The following is an 18228-nucleotide window of genomic DNA, read 5'->3' as shown; positions in this document are numbered from 1 at the left end:
ATCTTTCCATGTTTGGGTTTACGTTTAGTGTAAACCTATTTCAGGACAAGACACCGGCTATAAGCAATCAACTTAATCCCCTCAAGCAGCCCTTTTTTTCACAGTTGTACTCCAAGGCACTGTTGTATAACCAATAATGGGGGTCGGCCACAAAACACTGCGAAGCTAATAAAGTACAGCTTTTCCTGACCATGAAATTTGCATTTTTGATTCATGGATGAAAGGTAGTATATACTCTCCGTTATAGCTACAATAACTGCTGCATCAGCCTTTCGTGGAAGGTACGAGCGAATGCTCGCACTATGATGTGGAGAATCCTCCATTTATATATGAATCAATGGCTGTGGTGGCTCTATTTATTAGCTTGCGCTACGCTCTGAAAAACGCAAGCTAAATAAAAAACGCTGTGAAACGATAATGACACCATACTGCGAAAGGCACATTGTTTTTCGGCAGGACCGATACGGTACAACTAAGATAGCTAAAACGCGGCACGACTAGAAAATCGGGATAATGCCCTTCTTTTTATAATCGAAACATTTCCGGGGTTCTTTGCTGCCACCCGGCCCATTCTTTCCACCGAAGCCGATGAAGCAAACTTCATCAAACATCAGGGTGAGGCCAATTTCGTGCGTGCCGACATTGCTGCGGCTTAATCCTGCTACATTAATATCATAGCTGTAGGAGATCATATAATTGAAACTGTTGCTGAATACGCCTTTTAATCCGGCCACCACCGATACGGCTTTCCCGTTCTTAAAATTAAAGTTGGTGTTGGATTGATAATTCAATCCGAAAAGTACCGGCTCACGCATTATATAAAAACCAGCGTCAAATTCGCTGATGGTGTTTTTGAGGCCCACATTATCAAACCGCTGAAATTCCAGTTTTGCGTGCGGAACGAGGGCAATTTTTTTCTGTGCTCTGTAATTGCTGATGGGTATTACAGTTCCGGCATGTGCAGTGAGCCTCAACGGCAATTTGGAATCTTCGCCCAGGATTGATTCATTGGGCTGCATAATGTGATTTACAGCCAAGCCGACATTGCTGTAGAGATCGTCCCGGTTTTTTGTACGGGTAAAGAATCTCCACATTATTCCTGCTGAGAAATCAAAGAATGAGCGGCTGTCAATGGCCGGAGCCTCTCCGGCAGAAGGGCGGTTAACGCCAAACACAGGATCGAGCTGATCACTGAATACCAGCCGCTCCCAGTCCAGCGTTTTGTTGGTGAGCGTAGGCTGCAGGCCAAAACTCACCTGGTATTTCCCTTCATTCTGGATCATATAATTAAATACGAAACTGGCTGCTGAGGTATTGAGCAGCCCTTCGCCTTCTGTATCGCGCCAGGCCAGCAGCCCGATCCCGATATTGTTCCAGTTGCAGGTCTTCATATCAATAGAAGCCGAGCTTGTTACGTACTGGCCGGGCACATAGTTCCACTGGTTTCGATGATTCATTGATACGCGCGTGACTCCGTTGACTCCGGCAAATGCCGGGTTCAGATAAATTGGATTTGCCCAATACTGCGTGAAGGTAGGATCCTGCGCGTGAGCCGAGTGCAGAAGTCCGAAAATACCTGCCGCAATTAATAGAAAGGTTTTGTTCATGATGCTTAATAATTTTCCCATTTCAAAAGTATTCAGGGCATACTTTCTATTAGAGGAAATCACCGCATGGTCCTTACCCCTGTAAGAATTGAATTCAATCCCGCAGGAAACATTTTCATATCCATAATAACATTGTACTGCACTATCAGACATAAAATAATTAACCAATGGATATGGGATTTTTACAGCTTAAAATCAGCCGGTTCCTGGCCGTTTCGGCTCTCATTTTTTTTGCTTTCTCCAATACGGCTTCCGTTGCGAGTTGTCCCGGAACGATGACTTTCAACAACGTAAACCCGGTTTGCCAGGGAATGCCAACGGATTTTATTATTTCGGATGGAGGTAATATTGGCAAGTACGTCTGGAAGTGGAATGACAGCACGGCCTGGGATTCTACAATTATGGACACAACCTCTCACACTTTTGCTCTGGCCGGTATTTATCCGGTTACACTCATCCGTTACGACAACTCGTGCATTGATTCCATCACCATAAATGTAAGGGTAACCTCTGCACCCGATGCAGAATTCAACTTTACACCGGATCATGCCTGCGCGGGACTCGATATAGATTTTTCCCCAGTGGCTCCTTATTTAAATAATGAGTATTTGTGGAATTTTGGCGATACCAGTTCCGGTGCTGCCGATTCATCTACAGACGATCATCCGGTACATATATTTGATGCCATCGGACCTGGCGATACCTCTTTTCTGGTTTCTCTGCAAGTAACGGATCCGAACGGCTGCGTCAATACTTTTACTGATACGGTACACGTAATAAGGCGCCCTATGCCATACATTGATGATAGCTGCAACGTCTTTTCACCATTCGTTTCGTGTTTTGGAAATGCTTCCAACGCTTCCTATGAAATATGTCCTTATAATAAATCAACTGACAGCACCATTACTTCCTGGCGCTTTAAGTGGGGAGATGGAACGCCCGATACGCTCATAAACAATTTTAACCAGGTGCGCCATACCTACCAGGGCTTTGGCGTATACGCCATGGAAGTGGAGGCCGTGAACGTGAACGGCTGCGTAGGAGTGCTCAGGGATACGGTGATCAACGAAACAAATCCGAGTGTCGGGATTTTGTCTCCCGGAAATACTTCCGGTTGTGCTCCACAAACTTTCTGGTTTAAGCTGGATGCAAAAAATATTACCGCAACCACCACTTTTATATGGGATTTTGGAGATGGCACTCCGGTAACCTCATGGGACTGGACAAAGGGACAGGATACCATTTATCACACCTTTACCAAGACATCCTGCGGCCAAAACCACATGTCAACCTACGGCTGCGATAATTGCTATGTCGTAAGAGTAAAAGCCGGAAATGCCTGCGATACCACAATTGCTTTTGTTAATAATATTAAAATCTTCGAAAAGCCAAAGGCTGATTTTGACACCACCAATCTTATCGTTTGCGCAAGGCAGGACACATTGGATTTTACCAATAACAGTTCTTATGGAACGGGGCTTAATTGTGCAACAGGTTCAGGTTCTCAAAACTTCACCTGGGATTTTGGTGATGGCACCACTTCCAACGGAAGCAATCCTCACAAAACCTATGATTCAGCAGGTGTATATAAAGTGAAGCTGCTGGTGAGCAATAGTTGCGGAGCCGATTCTATGGAAGGTTCGGTGCTGGTAACCGATATTCCAAAAGCCGGCTTTGAGAAAAACATCTCCTCACCCAATGGATGTACACCCATCACAGTGGATCTGAATGATACTTCCACAGGCGGAAACATTAGCCGGAAATGGATCATTAGCCCCAATACCGGCTGGATGCTGGATACTGCTGCTTCAGACTCTGCGCCTGATCCACGGGTAGTATTTACAGACGGTGGATCCTATATTATTACCCTCGCAATCAAAAATAATTGCGGTGTTGATACCATTGCAGATACCGTAGAGATCATGGGCAGGCCGGTTGCCAGTATTAATCCTATCAGTGATGGTTGCCTGCCATTTGCCATGGCGCCTACGGCTAATATCTATGACGGCAACGGCACCATCAGCAGTATAGCATGGACATTTCCTGGCGGAAGCCCGGGGTTTTCCAACGTTGCCAATCCTGATACCGTGCACTATGCTTTTACAGGGACATATACTGCTTTGCTGGTAGTAACAAATCAATGCGGCACAGATACCGCCCGCCAGACTTTTAACATTGAAACCGGACCCCAGGCTGATTTTGCCATTAGTGATCCTTCGCAGTGTCGTACAGGAAACCAGTTTCAGTTTACCAATACTTCCACAGTAAATACCGGCAGCCTGACTTACAGGTGGAATTTCGGGAACAACACGACATCTACTCAGGCAAATCCTTCAAGATCATATAATAATACGGGTACCTACCAGGTGCGCTTAATTGCCACCAGCATTTATGGTTGTAGGGATACCGTTATAAAACCCGTAATTGTAAATCCACAGCCGGATGCCGGGATGATGGTTTCACCTGTTTGTATCGGAGACAGCGCTTATTTCTACGATAACTCTTCCATCAGCAGTGGAACGATCACAAGCCGTGTTTGGCACTTCGGAACGGGTGATACCTCCACACTGGCAAATCCTTCATATGCGTATAACTCACCCGGCACTTATCAGGCGATACTTTGGGTAGAAAGCGCTGAAGGCTGCCGCGATAGCGCCAGAACCTCTCTGGATATTGGGTTCAAACCCACAGCGGATTTTGATGCCAATACAAAATGTGCCGGTGATACCATCACTTTTATTGACAGATCATCGCTGGCAGGAGGCGGGACCATCAACCGATGGTTCTGGGATTTTGGAGACGGAAACGTGGACAGCATTCAGAACCCGCTGCATCCTTATGATACCGGAGGCACCTACGCGGTAACGCTGGTTGTTTTTACCGGAAATGGCTGCAGCGATACCATCACACAAAATGTGATCGTGGATCCTTTGCCGCTACTGAGTTTTGCTGTTAATGACGATGAGCAATGTATCCGTGGACACAACTTCGTGATCAACAATCAATCACAGATTGCATCCGGTTTTATCAATTATCTCTGGACATTCGGAGATGGCGATTCTTCGGCAATGGTGAACCCCGTTCATAACTATGCCTCGGTAGATAGTTTTGAGATCAGGCTTTTTGGCACTTCAGATAAAGGTTGTGTGGATTCAATATCTGACACGGTAAAACTCAGACCAATGCCTGTAGCCGGATATGCTATTCCTGACTCAGCGCAGTGCCGGACCGGAAACAGCTTCAGCTTTATCAACAGCAGCACAGGCGGCAAAAGTTTTATCTGGAAGTTCAGCGACAATACCACCTCAAATGATACTTCAGTGACGAAATCCTTCTCAAATGCCGGCAACTTTACCGCACGGTTGATCGTGGAGAATGAATTCGGCTGCCTTGATTCAGTTGAGAAACCGGTTGTTGTACACCCCATGCCTTCAGCAGGATTTTCAGTTAATAATCCCGTTCAATGTATTACAGTCAATGATTTTCAGTTCAGCAATACCAGTTCCATCAACCCCGGAAGCCTTTCATATTCCTGGAGCATGGGCGATGGCTATACTTCAACTTCCACACATCCTCAACATTCCTATTATAATGACAGCAGTTTTACCGTGCAGCTTATTGCCACCTCTGATAAAGGTTGCGTTGATTCATTCGCAAGAGTTGTAACTGTAGATCCGAATCTGGAACCGGCATTTTCAATTAATGATACGGTGCAGTGCTATGATGGCCACAGTTTTTCCTTTCAACCCACAGTGAGTGGTATGAATGTATTCAACTGGACTTTTGGAGACGGGACGGCTTCAAATTCAGCGAACCCATCCAAGACATTCAGCGCCCCGGGTACTTATAATATTATGCTGAAAGGCGGCTCAGGCAATTCATGTACGGATTCCGTTTCAGTGCCGGTGGTAGTATCACCCATGCCGGTGGCGGATTTTTCAGCGCCTGCCGTTTGCTTTGGCGGAAGCACCCAGTTTACGGATGCCTCAACCGTCAGCGCAGGAAATATTAACAGTTGGGAATGGTTGTTCAGCGGAAGAGATACTTCATTGATCCGGCATCCGGCTTATGCTTTTGGATCAGCAGGCACAGATTCCGTAATGTTAGTCGTAACGACAAATGCCGGCTGCGTTGATACATTGCAAAAGCCGGTTACCGTCTATCATAAACCCGTGGCAGGCTTTGCCGCCAATGAAATTTGCGAAGGCGGCACCACCTACTTTGCTGACAGTTCCACGAGCGGTGGCAGTGCCATCAACAACTGGAGCTGGGAGTTTGGCGATGGAGGCTGGAGCAGTTCACAAAATCCTTCACGCCAATATTCAGGATCAGACAGCTTCAACGTTCGCCTCATCGTAACCACCGGCAACAACTGCCGCGATACCCTAGTGCAAAAAGTAATGGTACATCCCGTTCCTGCCACAGCATTTACGATTAATGACAGTACACAATGTTTAGAGGGTAATTCATTTGAAATTTCAAATCAAACCTCAATAGCCAGCGGATCGGCTGCTTATCTCTGGACCTTTGGAGATGGCGATACTTCTTCCGCCACGCATCCTGTCCATAGCTACAGCAGCCTCGGCACCTATCCGGTTAAGCTTGTGGCCGTTTCAACATTGGGCTGTAAAGATTCAACATCAAAGAATGTAAGGCTCATGCAAATGCCGGTCGCCACTTTTAATATTCCGGATGATGAGCAGTGTTTCAGCGGTAACATATTTAGATTTAGTAATCAGAGTTCAGGAGGAAGCAGTTATTACTGGAATTTTGGAGACAGTTCCTTTTCTGCTGCCGCCTACCCTGTGAAGAACTATTTCCGGGCAGACACATTTCAGGTTTCGCTCATCACCTCAACCTCCGAAGGCTGTAACGACACTTCCATTTCAGATGTAATCGTTCATCCCATGCCGGATGCGGATTTTACAGTGAATGACCCTGCTCAGTGTTTTGACGTCCAGGATTTCCAATTTACGAACAGCTCTTCCATCCCTTCAGGAACACTCTCGTATTTCTGGTTTTTAGGAAACGGTACTTCAGATACCGCTACGCATACATCGGCCACTTACCAGGGAGCCGGAAATTATTCAGTAAAATTAATGGCCACTTCCTCTGAAGGCTGTAAGGATTCTCTGTTAAAACATGTGGATGTCCATCCCGAACCATTGGCAGCCTATACCGCGCCACCGGTTTGCTTTGGAGAGACAACGCAGTTTACCAGCAACAGCACGCTGAGTGCAGGAACGATGCAACATGAATGGACATTTGGAGATGGCGATACTTCATCGGCTACTAATCCCGGACATCAATATGGAGTGGCGGATACATTTATCAGTAAGCTGGTTATAATTTCTGATAAAAACTGCCTGGACACGCTGGAGAAGCCAGTGGTTATTCATCCTTTGCCGGTAGTGAATGCCGGAATACCGGACACGATTTGTCTCAATGAAGGCCCAACCGCCATGCAAGGCTTTTCTCCGCAGGGCGGCTACTGGACGGGAACAGCACTGGATTCTGCCGGTATCTTTAATCCGGCAACTGCCGGGGCCGGTACGTTCACGCTTACCTATCACTATACAATTCCTGCCACAGGATGTGAAGATTCAGCTACAAAACCTGTGGTGGTCATTCCATTTCCGCAGGTGGATGCCGGACAAAACGATACGGTATGTATCAATGCCGGGATCATTAATTTTAGTGGCTATACACCTGCCGGGGGCTACTGGACCGGAACCGGGATCACAGATTCGGCAGCGGGCACCTTTGATCCGGCAGCGGCAGGAACCGGGGCACATTCCGTAAGGTATATTTATTCCGATGGAAGCACCGGCTGTACCGATACTTCAGAAAAATCGGTAGTAGTAAACCCGAAACCCAATGCTTCTTTTGCCATTGATACGCAGCAATGCCGGAATGTTTCATTTCAATTAATAAACAACAGCACGGGTGCCAGCAACTATTTCTGGAGCATGGGTGATGGCGCTGTCTATAATTCATCAAGTCCTTCTCATCAATATGCTGACACGGGAAGTTATTTCGTTCGCCTTGTGGCTTCCAGCAATGCCGGATGTACAGACACGGCATCCGGGCCAACTGCGATTGTTATAAATCCGCCAACGGCTTCTTTCACGCTGCAGCCGGATTCAGGGTGTGCGGATCTAAATGTAAGTTTTGACAACACCAGCACCGGTCGTTTCCTCAACTATATCTGGGACTTTGGAACCGGAGACAGCAGCCTAGTCCGTACGCCCAATAATGTGGATTATGTGAAGAAGCAGAATAATGATACAACTTACGCCATCACGCTCCGGGTAGAGAATAAGTGTGGCGTTGATGCGCACCAGGATTCAGTACGGATCTATCCGCTGCCTACAGCTTTCTTTGGTACCAATCTGAACAATGGCTGTTCTCCGCTAAGCGTGAAATTTAATAATCTCACCATCGGCAATGCTGACAGCTTTTACTGGAGTTTTGGCGATGGGCGCATCAGTACGCAAAAAGATCCTTCTGATCAGGTATTCTATGCAGATTCGCAAAAGGTGACATATACCATTAGCCTGATCGCCTGGAATAACTGCGGCCGGGATACTTTTACGAAGAAAATTACGGTAACGCCAAACAATGTAAAGGCATTCTTTAACATTGATACTACCGAAGGATGCACACCGGTTACAGTTCATTTCTCTGATCTGAGCAGCAATTCCACGAGCGTTTCCTGGGATTTTGGGGACGGCAATATTTCTTCAGACAGAAACCCGGTTCATACTTTTAAGAAAGGCGGAACTTACACGGTAAGGCAGTTCGTTCACAATGGCTGTAGCTATGATACGGCCACCTATGAAGTGCGGGTACATCCGAAGCCACAAATGGATTTCAGCATTGATAAGCTGAAAAGCTGCGATGGCGAACTTATCACTTTCACGAATCGCACACCAGACCTTTCAGGCAGTACCTGGCATTTTGGTGATGGCCATAGTACGCATGACCGCTCACCACAGCACCGGTACGAACATCCCGGAACTTACCTGGTGAAACTGGTGGCGCATACGCAGACATTCGGATGCACAGATTCCGTGATGGATACTATCCAGATCATTGAAGGACCAGTAGCCGAAGTATTTCCTGACTTCCAGCGCGGATGCCAGCCTCTGGAGGTAGACTTCAGGAATTTCTCCGTGAAAGCAAAATATTATGTCTGGAAATTTGGCGATGGAAATACTTCCGGCAAGGATGAACCGGTGCATACCTTTCAGGATTCAGGAACGCACTATGTGCAGCTTATCGCCTACAATGATCTTGGCTGTACAGATACCGGATTTGTAACCATCGAGGTAGATCCCAAACCAGAGAGCCGGTTTTCCGTACTAAATGGTGGCGGCTGCGATGCTCCGGCCGTAGTGAACTTTATCAACAGTTCAGAGGGCGGCACTACTTACGAGTGGGACTTTGGCAATGGCCAAACCAGCTTCCTGAAAGAACCGGGCGTACAGTTTGACACGCTGGGTACTTATACCGTGAGTCTGAAGGTTTCAAATCAATACTCATGTTTTGACAGCACTGCGCAGCCCTTTACGTTGTACCCACGGCCAGAGGCGGCATTTGATATTGATCCGGCCAAAGGCTGCCAGCCACTGCCAGTAACCTTCAGCGACCGTACGCAAGATGCTACCGAATACCGCTGGTTTTTTGGCGATGGCGATTCTTCTCAGGAAGCCAGCCCCACGCATATCTATTATGATGATGGAACTTATGACGTGATGCTGATCGTGAAGAGTGGTGGTTCCTGTGTGGATACCCTGATGCACTCCGGGATTGAAGTCTATCCGAAACCAGAGGCCGACTTTGAAATGACGGAACTGAACGACCAGCAAAGGCATGGAGGAGTTGAATTCAGGAATTTGTCAACTGACGCCAGCAGCTATCTGTGGGAATTTGGCGATGGCGCAACAAGCGAAGAAGAACATCCCGAACACCGGTATGAATATGCACGGCCTTACCAGATCATATTATACACAACTTCAGATTTTGGTTGCCTGGATACGGCACGTAAAACCCTGGATGTGGATTTCTTCAAAGGCTTGTGGATCCCAAATGCCTTTACACCGGAAACCGGTCCTGAAGGAGTACGGCTGTTCCATCCCAAAGGCGTGGGCATGGTTGAATATGAGATCCGCGTCTTTACGGCCTGGGGCCAACTGCTGTGGGAATCCACTGCGCTGGATGACCTGGGCCGCCCGGCTGAAGGCTGGGACGGCTACTACCAGGGCAAGCTGATGCACCAGGACGCCTACATCTGGAAAGCCAGTGCAACATTTGAAGACGGCACAATATGGCAAGGGCAATCCCTGAGCAATGGAACGAAAAAGAAAATCGGCTCGGTAACGCTGATCAGGTAGGATACTCCCTGCATATTACAACAGTAAATTCAGAGAAAAGCCTTATGCTTCAGTATAAGGCATTTCTCATTTCAGGGAACGTGTATTTCTTGCAGTTTCAGCTTCAACCAACTTTTAAACGGAATGCAGGTTATCGTTCCGAAAATCGTTATTTGTTTACCTGGCTTTTTTCATTATTTAAGGATTGAACATTTTATAAATTTAAAATGAACCCATACATAAAAAGAATTAAGGATTTATCCAATCAATTAGATCCTGATATTCTTGCGGAATTAGAAGAAGTCTTTGCCGATAAAAAATACGCAAAAGGCGCATACCTGCTGAGGCCGGGAAAAATCAGCACCGCACACTTGCTTATTAAAAAGGGCATAGCCAGGAAATTTTATAATTACAAGGACAAAGAAATTACAACCGAAATATATTTTCATGATGATGTGGCCGTATCGCTGGACAGCTACATAATGCAGAAACCGGGGGATGTTTATATTGAGGCTTTGACCGAACTGGAAGTAACCGTTATTGATTACAGACGTTTTTATAAAGTTAAAAGTAAATATCCTGAGGTAATGATGCTGGACAAAATGTTTATTGAATACTACGCGGTTTGGTTTGAGCAAAGGCTCAGAGACTTTCAAACCCTGGATGCTTCACAGCGATATTTGCAACTGGTTGAAAAAGAACCACAGGTTGTTCAGTTCCTGCCGGTAACCATCGTTGCGTCCTATCTGAATGTATCGTTAGAGACTCTCTCCAGAATCAGGTCAAGGGCTTCGTAAAATGTATTATTTGACTTATGTCAAATTCCCGCCTTGATACAGGGCCTAATATTGTGCTGAATTAAAAATAATGGTTCTGATGAGAGCAGTTGTATTCAAGAGGTTCGGAAATCCTGATGTATTGCAATTAGCAGAAATTGAAAAACCGGTTCCGAAAAGTAATGAGGTGCTCGTGAAAATCCATGCTACCTCAGTTACCGCAGAAGATCCCAAAATGAGAAGTTTTAATCATCCTCCTTTATTAAAACTGCCGGTAGGTTTAATGTTTGGTTTTAGAAAACCCAAAATTCCGGTACTCGGAATGGAATTTTCCGGAACGGTGGAAACCGCTGGGAACAAAGTCAAAATGTACAAACCAGGCGACCAGGTATTTGGCTATACCGGTCTCAGCTTTGGCGCTTATGCAGAATACAAATGCCTGCCTGAGAATGGAATGCTATATTTCAAACCAGAAAATTTATCATTTGAAGAATCAGCAACCATCGTCAACGGACCACTTTCTGCGTTGGTTTATTTAAAGAAAAAAGGCAGAATAAAAAAAGGCGACCGCGTATTGATATATGGAGCATCAGGCTCTGTAGGCACGGCTGCCGTTCAGTTAGCGAAGTATTTTGGAGCAACTGTTATTGGAGTTTGCAGTACTAAAAATATTGAGATCGTAAAATCAATCGGAGCAGATCATGTTATCGATTATACCAAGGAAGATTTTATCGAAAGTAATGAAAGGTTTGATATTATTTTTGATACCATTGGTAAAACATCAATGAAGAGCTGCATGAAGTTGCTTACACCAAAAGGAAAATATCTGTTAACCGAATTTGGCATTTCGCATATTCTTGCTGCTATTTACAGTTCGTTATTTAATAGAAAAAAAGTGATTGTAGCGGCTTCAAATATATATTGGAAGCAGGAGGATCTAAGCTTTTTAAAAGAGATTGTGGAAGAAGGGCACTTCAAGCCAGTAGTGGATCAGACCTTCCAGTTGGAAGAAATTGGAAAAGCGCATAAATATGTTGAAGCCGGCCATAAAGTTGGAAACGTGGTGGTTTCAGTTCTGCATTGATAGAGAGGCACAACATCGGGTTATGGCGCAACCACAACAGCACAACGCCCCGCACAGGAAAGCCATAAGAGCAGGCAAATTTCTGTGAATGTGGAAAAGTAATCTGTAACTTTGGAATCAATTACGCATGAAATTTCACCTGTAGAGCGGTGAATGGCGATTTTTAACATCAATCAATAATCCAACACCTATGAAAAATTTACCAGGAAGTATTTGCTTCATTTTGATGCTGGCACTGCTGTTTGTTGCCTTGCCATTTGAGCAAAAGGCACAGCCGGAGTCAACAAGGGAAATTCCGCTGGATCCTAAAGTGATCCGTGGAAAACTTGCAAACGGAATGACTTATTACATTCGTGAAAACCAGAAGCCGGAAGATCGTGCAGAGCTAAGGCTGGCCGTGAATATTGGTTCGCTGGCCGAAACTGACAAGCAACAAGGGCTCGCGCATTTCGTAGAGCACATGGCCTTTAACGGCACCGAGAATTTTGCAAAAAATGACCTTATTGATTACTTGGAACTGGCCGGAGTAAAATTTGGTCCGCACCTGAATGCCTACACCAGTTTTGATGAAACCGTGTACATGCTCCAGGTTCCTACTGATTCGCAGGAAGTGCTGGATAAGGCGCTGCTCGTTTTGCAGGATTGGGCTGGCGGAGTAAGCTTTGATGGCGAAGAAATAGAGAAGGAACGTGGCGTGGTGATAGAAGAGTGGCGGCAGAGGCTAGGCGCTGAAACCCGCATGAGCTATGAATATTTCCCGGTATTGTTCAAAGATTCGCGCTATGCAGAACGGCTGCCGATCGGAAAAAAGGAAGTGCTGGAAAATTTTGACCATGAAACGCTTAAGCAGTTTTACACGGACTGGTACCGGCCGGAATTAATGGCCATTATTGCGGTGGGTGATTTTGATGCGAAGGAAATGGAGCAAAAGATCAAAACCCGCTTTTCTACATTACCAGCTTCGCCCAAGCCGGTGGTCCGCGAATTTTATGAGGTACCCGACCATAAAGAGGTTTTGGCGAAAGTGGCCACTGATCCTGAAGCTACTTTCACCACCATCAGTGTAAATTATAAAAACGACAAGCAGGAATACACCACTGCAGATGACTACAGGAAAACGATCATGCAGGATCTGTATAATCAGATGCTGAACGCCAGACTGGAGGAGCTTAATTCTAAAAGTGATCCTCCTTTTGTTTTTTATTATTCCGGCTTCAGCAGCCTTACCCGGACTAAGGATGCCTATACTTCAATGGGATATGTGAAGGAAGATGGCATTATGCGCGGATTGGAGACGCTGCTCACCGAAACTGAAAGAATTCAGCGCCACGGATTTACCGAAAGTGAGCTGGAAAGGGCGAAAAAAGAACTGCTCAGAAATAAGGAGAAAAGTTTTGCCGAAAGAGATAAGCAGCCATCGCGCTCCCTGATCTGGGGATATGTCTCCAATTTCCTGGACAACGATCCTGCACCGGGCATCGAATATGAATTTGAAACCACCGGAGCCATGTTGCCGGGAATTAAGCTGGAAGATGTAAACAGGATTGCGGATAAATGGATAAATGATGAAAATGTAGTGATCATCGTAACCGCACCGGAAAAAGAAGGATTGGAAATACCATCTGAGGATGCATTTATTCAAAAATTCAGAGAAATAGAAGAAACAGAAATTCTTCCTTATGAAGATGAACTTACTGCTGCAACCCTAATGGATGAAAGGCCAGCGCCCGGTGAGATTACCTCAGTAAAGACTTATGATGACCTCGGTGTTACGGAACTCGTACTGGAAAACGGAGCGCGCGTGGTGCTGAAACCTACTGATTTTAAGAATGATGAAATTCTGTTTACAGCCTACAGCCTGGGCGGAACTTCGCTCTATGGAGACGAGGATTATTATTCCGCTGATTTCTCAAGTGGACTCATCGGTGAAAGCGGCCTGAAAGATTTTTCAGGAACTGACATCAGCAAAATACTGGCGGGCAAAGTAGCAGGCGTAAATCCTTATGTCCGCGCACTTTCCGAAGGTTTTTCCGGTTCCGCTTCGGCTGAGGATCTGGAAATAATGCTACAGCTCGTAAACCTTTACTTCACCGCGCCCAGAAGAGATGATGAATCATTCAACTCATACGTGCAAAGGCAACAAGCCTTATATCAAAATTTAGGATCCAATCCACAATATTTTTTCCTTAATGAAGTAGAGCAGATCATGAGCAGAAACCACATGCGCAGCAAGTTCCTGCTTTCTGAAGAGGAATTCAAAAAAGTAGATTTTGATAAAGCTTATTCGATTTATCAGGAGCGATTTGCCAATGCCGGTGATTTTACTTTTTTTCTTGTAGGAAATTTTGATAAAGAAGAAATAAAACCGCTGTTGCAGAGCTACATTGGTTCGTTGCCAGGCGGGCCTGCAAAGGAAAATTTCAAGGATATCGGAATCCGCTACCCGGAGGGCAAAGTAGACAAGATATTGAAGAAAGGGCAGGACCCCAAAAGCATGGTAAGCCTGAACTTTACAGGAGATCACGATTATGAAAAGATGAACAACAAGCGCCTGGAATGGCTCACTGAAGTGATGAGCATAAAGCTGCGTGAAAAGCTGCGTGAAGATGAGGGAGGCGTGTATGGCGTACGCGTCAGCAACAGAAAGAACAAATATCCTAACCAGGATTATCGCGTATCCATAAGCTTTACCTGCGATCCACAAAAAGCCGATTCACTGATCGCTCTGGCTCTTCGCGAAATAGACAAGCTGAAAAAAGGCGAGATCGAAGAAAAGGATATTAATAAGGTGAAAGAGAAGGAAAAGCGGGAACTGGAAACGAACCTGAAAGAAAACCGTTTTTGGCTCAATAAACTAAGATCGGCTTACTACCATCAGGAAGATCCGGGAGAATTGCTGAGCGATAAAAATGCCGTGGATAACCTTGCAGCTAAGGACATAAAGAAGGCAGCCCATGAATATCTCGACATGAAAAATTATGCGCGCATTGTTTTGTTTCCTGAAACCACAACGCCTGCTGCCAGCAAACCATAGCCACTCTTTTCATTTCAAATTTTAAAAGCCGGGGAGCGAGTGACGTGAGTTGCTTCCCGGCTTTTTGGTGCTTGCACTTTTCCCGCAGTTTGTGTCGGCTACTATTTTCAGGAATTGAATATTTTTACAGTTTGTTCCAAACCATTGTCCGGTTTCATTGTATTTTAAATTAAAAAATACAGGAGTTATGAAAAATGGAATAATATACTTTGCTTTTGTTTTGCTTTTCGCAGGATGTGCGTCTGACAAAGCAGCCATGAAAGAAGCCCTGAACACTATGACGCCAGGAACGCCTGATAGAATTGCCGTCAAAGTGCCGAACGTGGAGCGAAAAACAGTAATAGACAATTGGGAGGATTTTGTAGAAAAATATGATGCAAAAACCTATACGGTGGGGAGCGAAGTGTATGCTGACAATGCCGTTATCCCTGCCGTACAAGATGGCACCCTGGATATTTATACCGTTTTTTCTGAAATAGAAAACGAAACCGGAACCTTTATGAATGTGACCGTAGATCTGGGAGGTGCCTTGCTTTCTTCCGGCACCCACCCGGAGAAATACAAGGCCGTCCAAAACCTGATAGATCAATTTGTGAAGCAAACAGCCGGAGGAGCCGTGCGCTCAAAATTTGAGAACGTAACCAAAAGCATCCGGAAACATGAGAAAGAGCGTGAAAGCCTCGTAAAAGAGAACAATGAATTGAAAAAGGAAATAGACAAGAACAAGCAGGAAATTAGTGAAAATGAAAAGGAAATATCCAAGCTTGATGCAAAGCTCAAAGAGGAAATGGAAGAGGCCGTGAGATTAAAAGAGGAAGAGAAAAAAATTGAAAAACAATAAAACAGGGAAAATAAGTCGGGGCATTTTTTACCTGATTTTGATTAATTGTTTATCTAAATTTTAGTTTTTTTTTATTTAATGAAGGAAATTGAGGATTAACAGGTTTAAGAAAAAGAGGCTGTTGCCAACGAAACGATAATCCCCCATTAAGGAAAGGGGGTCGAAGGGGGTGTAGCTGCCGTGGCTTATAACCGCTCTATTAGTCGTGGTACTATCTGAATTTTACTAATTTAAAAATAAAACCAGTGGAATTTCAGACCATCATTAGAATTCATTTCCAGGGCGGGTGCAGGGATTTTTATAATGTTCAGCACTTTCAGCGCAGCTTTAATTGCTACTCTGTTCGTTTTAATTTTCGATAGATCAACATCAGGCGAAAGCAGCCATTGCCTGTGTCGCTGAAATTCCGGCAAGCGATTGCCACGATAAAACTCCGGGTTTGTATAATCGCCCAGCATACCATTGGCGCTATATCCTAAAGCCATGTTAAACCAGCCCGGAATGCGATCTGTTGCGGTCAGCGATGCAAGATTTGCCGATAGCCAATAAGTTGGGCCGTTGTAGTCGAGAAACAGGCTTTGCAGGCCATTTTCGCCCAGGATGCCTGAACGGTGGTCGGCATAATCAGAGCGCTGAAAAGAAAATTTAAGCCTCATTCGCTGCTCATCCCATAGGAGTTCCTGCCCCACAAAAAGGCCTGCTCCCGCGGCATTGGCCGCCATATCTCCCCAAGAGAAGCCATAACCTTCATATAGCCCATCAAAGATCTCTACAGGCGTTTGAAGCAACAAGCCCAGGCTTCCACCCCAGATCAGGGCTTTCTTCTTATCCAAACCTGCCCAGCGCAAAGAATTGTACCCGATGCTGCTTTCATAATATGCGACATAGGCATGGCCATATTTATCCATTTGCAGCCAGGCCTGGTTATCATTATAGAAATGAAAAGGAACCGCCTTATGATCCTTATACCAGATAAATTGAAGATAAGCACTACCGGCTATATAAAAGGCAGTTTCACCGGCAATGATCGCAATGAACCGGCCTTTTACCAGAGAATCCTACTGAGCTGACAACGTAAGGCAGGGAAATAAGAAAAGCAGAAAAAACAGAAATTTCATGAAACAAATCTAACAGACAAAAACGAATTGGCCCACACGACAGGGAACAGACGGTATCCGGTATGTTTTAATTTATAAAAAACTGCTTACCATGATTCATTTTTCAGGGGCATCAATCTATTTCGTATGTTCGCAAAAAAAATAAACTTATGAAAATCCTATCTACCTTCATTGTTGCTTTAATGGTAGCTACAGGCGCAGGTGCCCAAATTATTTTGGACGAAAATAACTATACCCATTCGGCCACGCATCTTGAAGTTCAGATATGGGTGGATCCGGCCTGTGTGCAACCAATTGAACCAGGCGCTGACAAGGTTTGGAATTTCCTTAGCTGGGTACCTTCTGATACGGATACCGTGCAGTTCATTCCCGCTACAGATCCAATGTTTACCACGGCCTCACGCTACGAGTTGAGCTTCGCACTAATCGGTGGAATTCCTGCTTTTGCCCAATACTACCAAGGCATTGGCAGCGATGGGTTTTTTGAAACCGGGAGCTATGTGTTGCCAAATAAGCTCAATCTTGAGCCAATAACCGGAAGTACGGATGATACACTGGCGTTTCCCGGTTCCTATTCCGTTTTTCAGGAACCGGTTTACCGCTTAAAGTTTCCCGCTACTCATGATGATACATGGAAATCAAATTTCAAATACGAAACAGACTTTGTACTAACCATACCTGCTATGGGAATTGATCATGCCCCCGGTGTAGAAGTTCAGCATATAGAGGCGACAGATAGTGTAGTGGGTTGGGGAGCCATAAAAATTCCTACCCCGACCGGCTCTGCCGAAATTGACGTGCTCATGGTCAAATCACAACGGATGCGTATTGACAGCTTTTATTTTGGAGGTGCGCCCGCACCACAGATGATGCTGGACATGTTTGGCGTAGCTCAGGCAGACACGCATTATGTCAGGGCCTATTACTTCTACAGCACAAGCCATGATGGTGCGGTGGCCGAAGTTTTTATGGATGATGAATGGCAGGCTTCTACAAATGCCAATTATCAGAAAACAGGTTTTGCCGCTGGGATATCAAAAAAAAACGGAACAGGGATACAGCCCATTTCACTATTTCCTAACCCCGCTCGCGAAAACTTTGTACTAGGCTTCCATAAAAACAATGGTTCCGATTGGAATATCACCATGTACAACAGCAAAGGACAGTTGGTAAAGAATAAAAGAACAGCAGGCCCGGCAGGCGAAATGCAAGTGGACATTGCCAGAGGCAACAATCTGCAATCCGGCCTCTATTTTATTAATGTAGTAAATGAAAACGGAATGGTCGTAGCAGCGGGCAAAGTAGTCCTGGACTAACTTATTTTGGTTTGAATAATTAAAAAAGCCCTTGCGACAGATGTTGCAGGGCTTTTTTAATTATTTTGTATTATTGG

The 18228-nt window shown here is 45.2% G+C and carries 8 protein-coding genes; 6 read left to right on the top strand and 2 right to left on the bottom strand.

The window, feature by feature from the left end:
• Window positions 1-497 precede the first annotated feature (497 nt).
• Entirely contained in the window at window positions 498-1628 is a 1131-nt protein-coding gene (locus tag WD077_13925) for a PorP/SprF family type IX secretion system membrane protein (GenBank protein ID MEX0968330.1), read from the bottom strand.
• 146 nt (window positions 1629-1774) lie between these two features.
• Between WD077_13925 and WD077_13920 the strand changes: the two genes are divergently transcribed.
• The 5 genes from WD077_13920 (at window position 1775) to WD077_13900 (ending at window position 15717) form a co-directional block, all read left to right on the top strand.
• Window positions 1775-10003, top strand: coding sequence for a PKD domain-containing protein (locus WD077_13920; protein MEX0968329.1), 8229 nt, complete (start codon window positions 1775-1777; stop codon window positions 10001-10003).
• A gap of 206 nt (window positions 10004-10209) precedes the next feature.
• Window positions 10210-10779 (top strand): Crp/Fnr family transcriptional regulator, encoded by a 570-nt coding sequence (locus WD077_13915; protein MEX0968328.1) that lies wholly within the window; start codon window positions 10210-10212, stop codon window positions 10777-10779.
• Between the two features lie 79 nt (window positions 10780-10858).
• Entirely contained in the window at window positions 10859-11842 is a 984-nt protein-coding gene (locus tag WD077_13910) for an NAD(P)-dependent alcohol dehydrogenase (GenBank protein ID MEX0968327.1), read from the top strand.
• Window positions 11843-12032: 190 nt separating this feature from the next.
• Window positions 12033-14876, top strand: coding sequence for an insulinase family protein (locus tag WD077_13905; GenBank protein ID MEX0968326.1), 2844 nt, complete (start codon window positions 12033-12035; stop codon window positions 14874-14876).
• A gap of 187 nt (window positions 14877-15063) precedes the next feature.
• Window positions 15064-15717, top strand: a complete 654-nt coding sequence (locus WD077_13900) for a hypothetical protein (GenBank protein ID MEX0968325.1) — start codon at window positions 15064-15066, stop codon at window positions 15715-15717.
• A 230-nt stretch (window positions 15718-15947) separates the two neighbouring features.
• On the opposite strand, the gene WD077_13895 is transcribed toward WD077_13900, so the two are convergent.
• A complete protein-coding gene (locus WD077_13895; GenBank protein ID MEX0968324.1) occupies window positions 15948-16691 on the bottom strand; it encodes a DUF2279 domain-containing protein in 744 nt (247 codons plus the stop codon).
• 293 nt (window positions 16692-16984) lie between these two features.
• On the opposite strand from WD077_13895, the gene WD077_13890 reads away from it, so the two are divergent.
• Window positions 16985-18151 (top strand): T9SS type A sorting domain-containing protein, encoded by a 1167-nt coding sequence (locus WD077_13890; protein MEX0968323.1) that lies wholly within the window; start codon window positions 16985-16987, stop codon window positions 18149-18151.
• Window positions 18152-18228: the final 77 nt, after the last annotated feature.

This window comes from Bacteroidia bacterium, assembly GCA_040880525.1.
GTDB lineage: Bacteria > Bacteroidota > Bacteroidia > CAILMK01 > JBBDIG01 > JBBDIG01.
Note: the sequence above shows the minus strand (reverse complement) of the source record. Positions and strands in the feature narration are given on the sequence as shown.

Excerpts from the sequence above, each read along its gene's own strand:
- WD077_13925 (MEX0968330.1), bottom strand. The coding sequence starts at position 1,628 with ATGGGAAAATTATTAAGCATCATGAACAAAACCTTTCTATTAATTGCG.
- WD077_13920 (MEX0968329.1), top strand. The coding sequence starts at position 1,775 with ATGGATATGGGATTTTTACAGCTTAAAATCAGCCGGTTCCTGGCCGTT.
- WD077_13915 (MEX0968328.1), top strand. The coding sequence starts at position 10,210 with ATGAACCCATACATAAAAAGAATTAAGGATTTATCCAATCAATTAGAT.
- WD077_13910 (MEX0968327.1), top strand. The coding sequence starts at position 10,859 with ATGAGAGCAGTTGTATTCAAGAGGTTCGGAAATCCTGATGTATTGCAA.
- WD077_13905 (MEX0968326.1), top strand. The coding sequence starts at position 12,033 with ATGAAAAATTTACCAGGAAGTATTTGCTTCATTTTGATGCTGGCACTG.
- WD077_13900 (MEX0968325.1), top strand. The coding sequence starts at position 15,064 with ATGAAAAATGGAATAATATACTTTGCTTTTGTTTTGCTTTTCGCAGGA.
- WD077_13890 (MEX0968323.1), top strand. The coding sequence starts at position 16,985 with ATGAAAATCCTATCTACCTTCATTGTTGCTTTAATGGTAGCTACAGGC.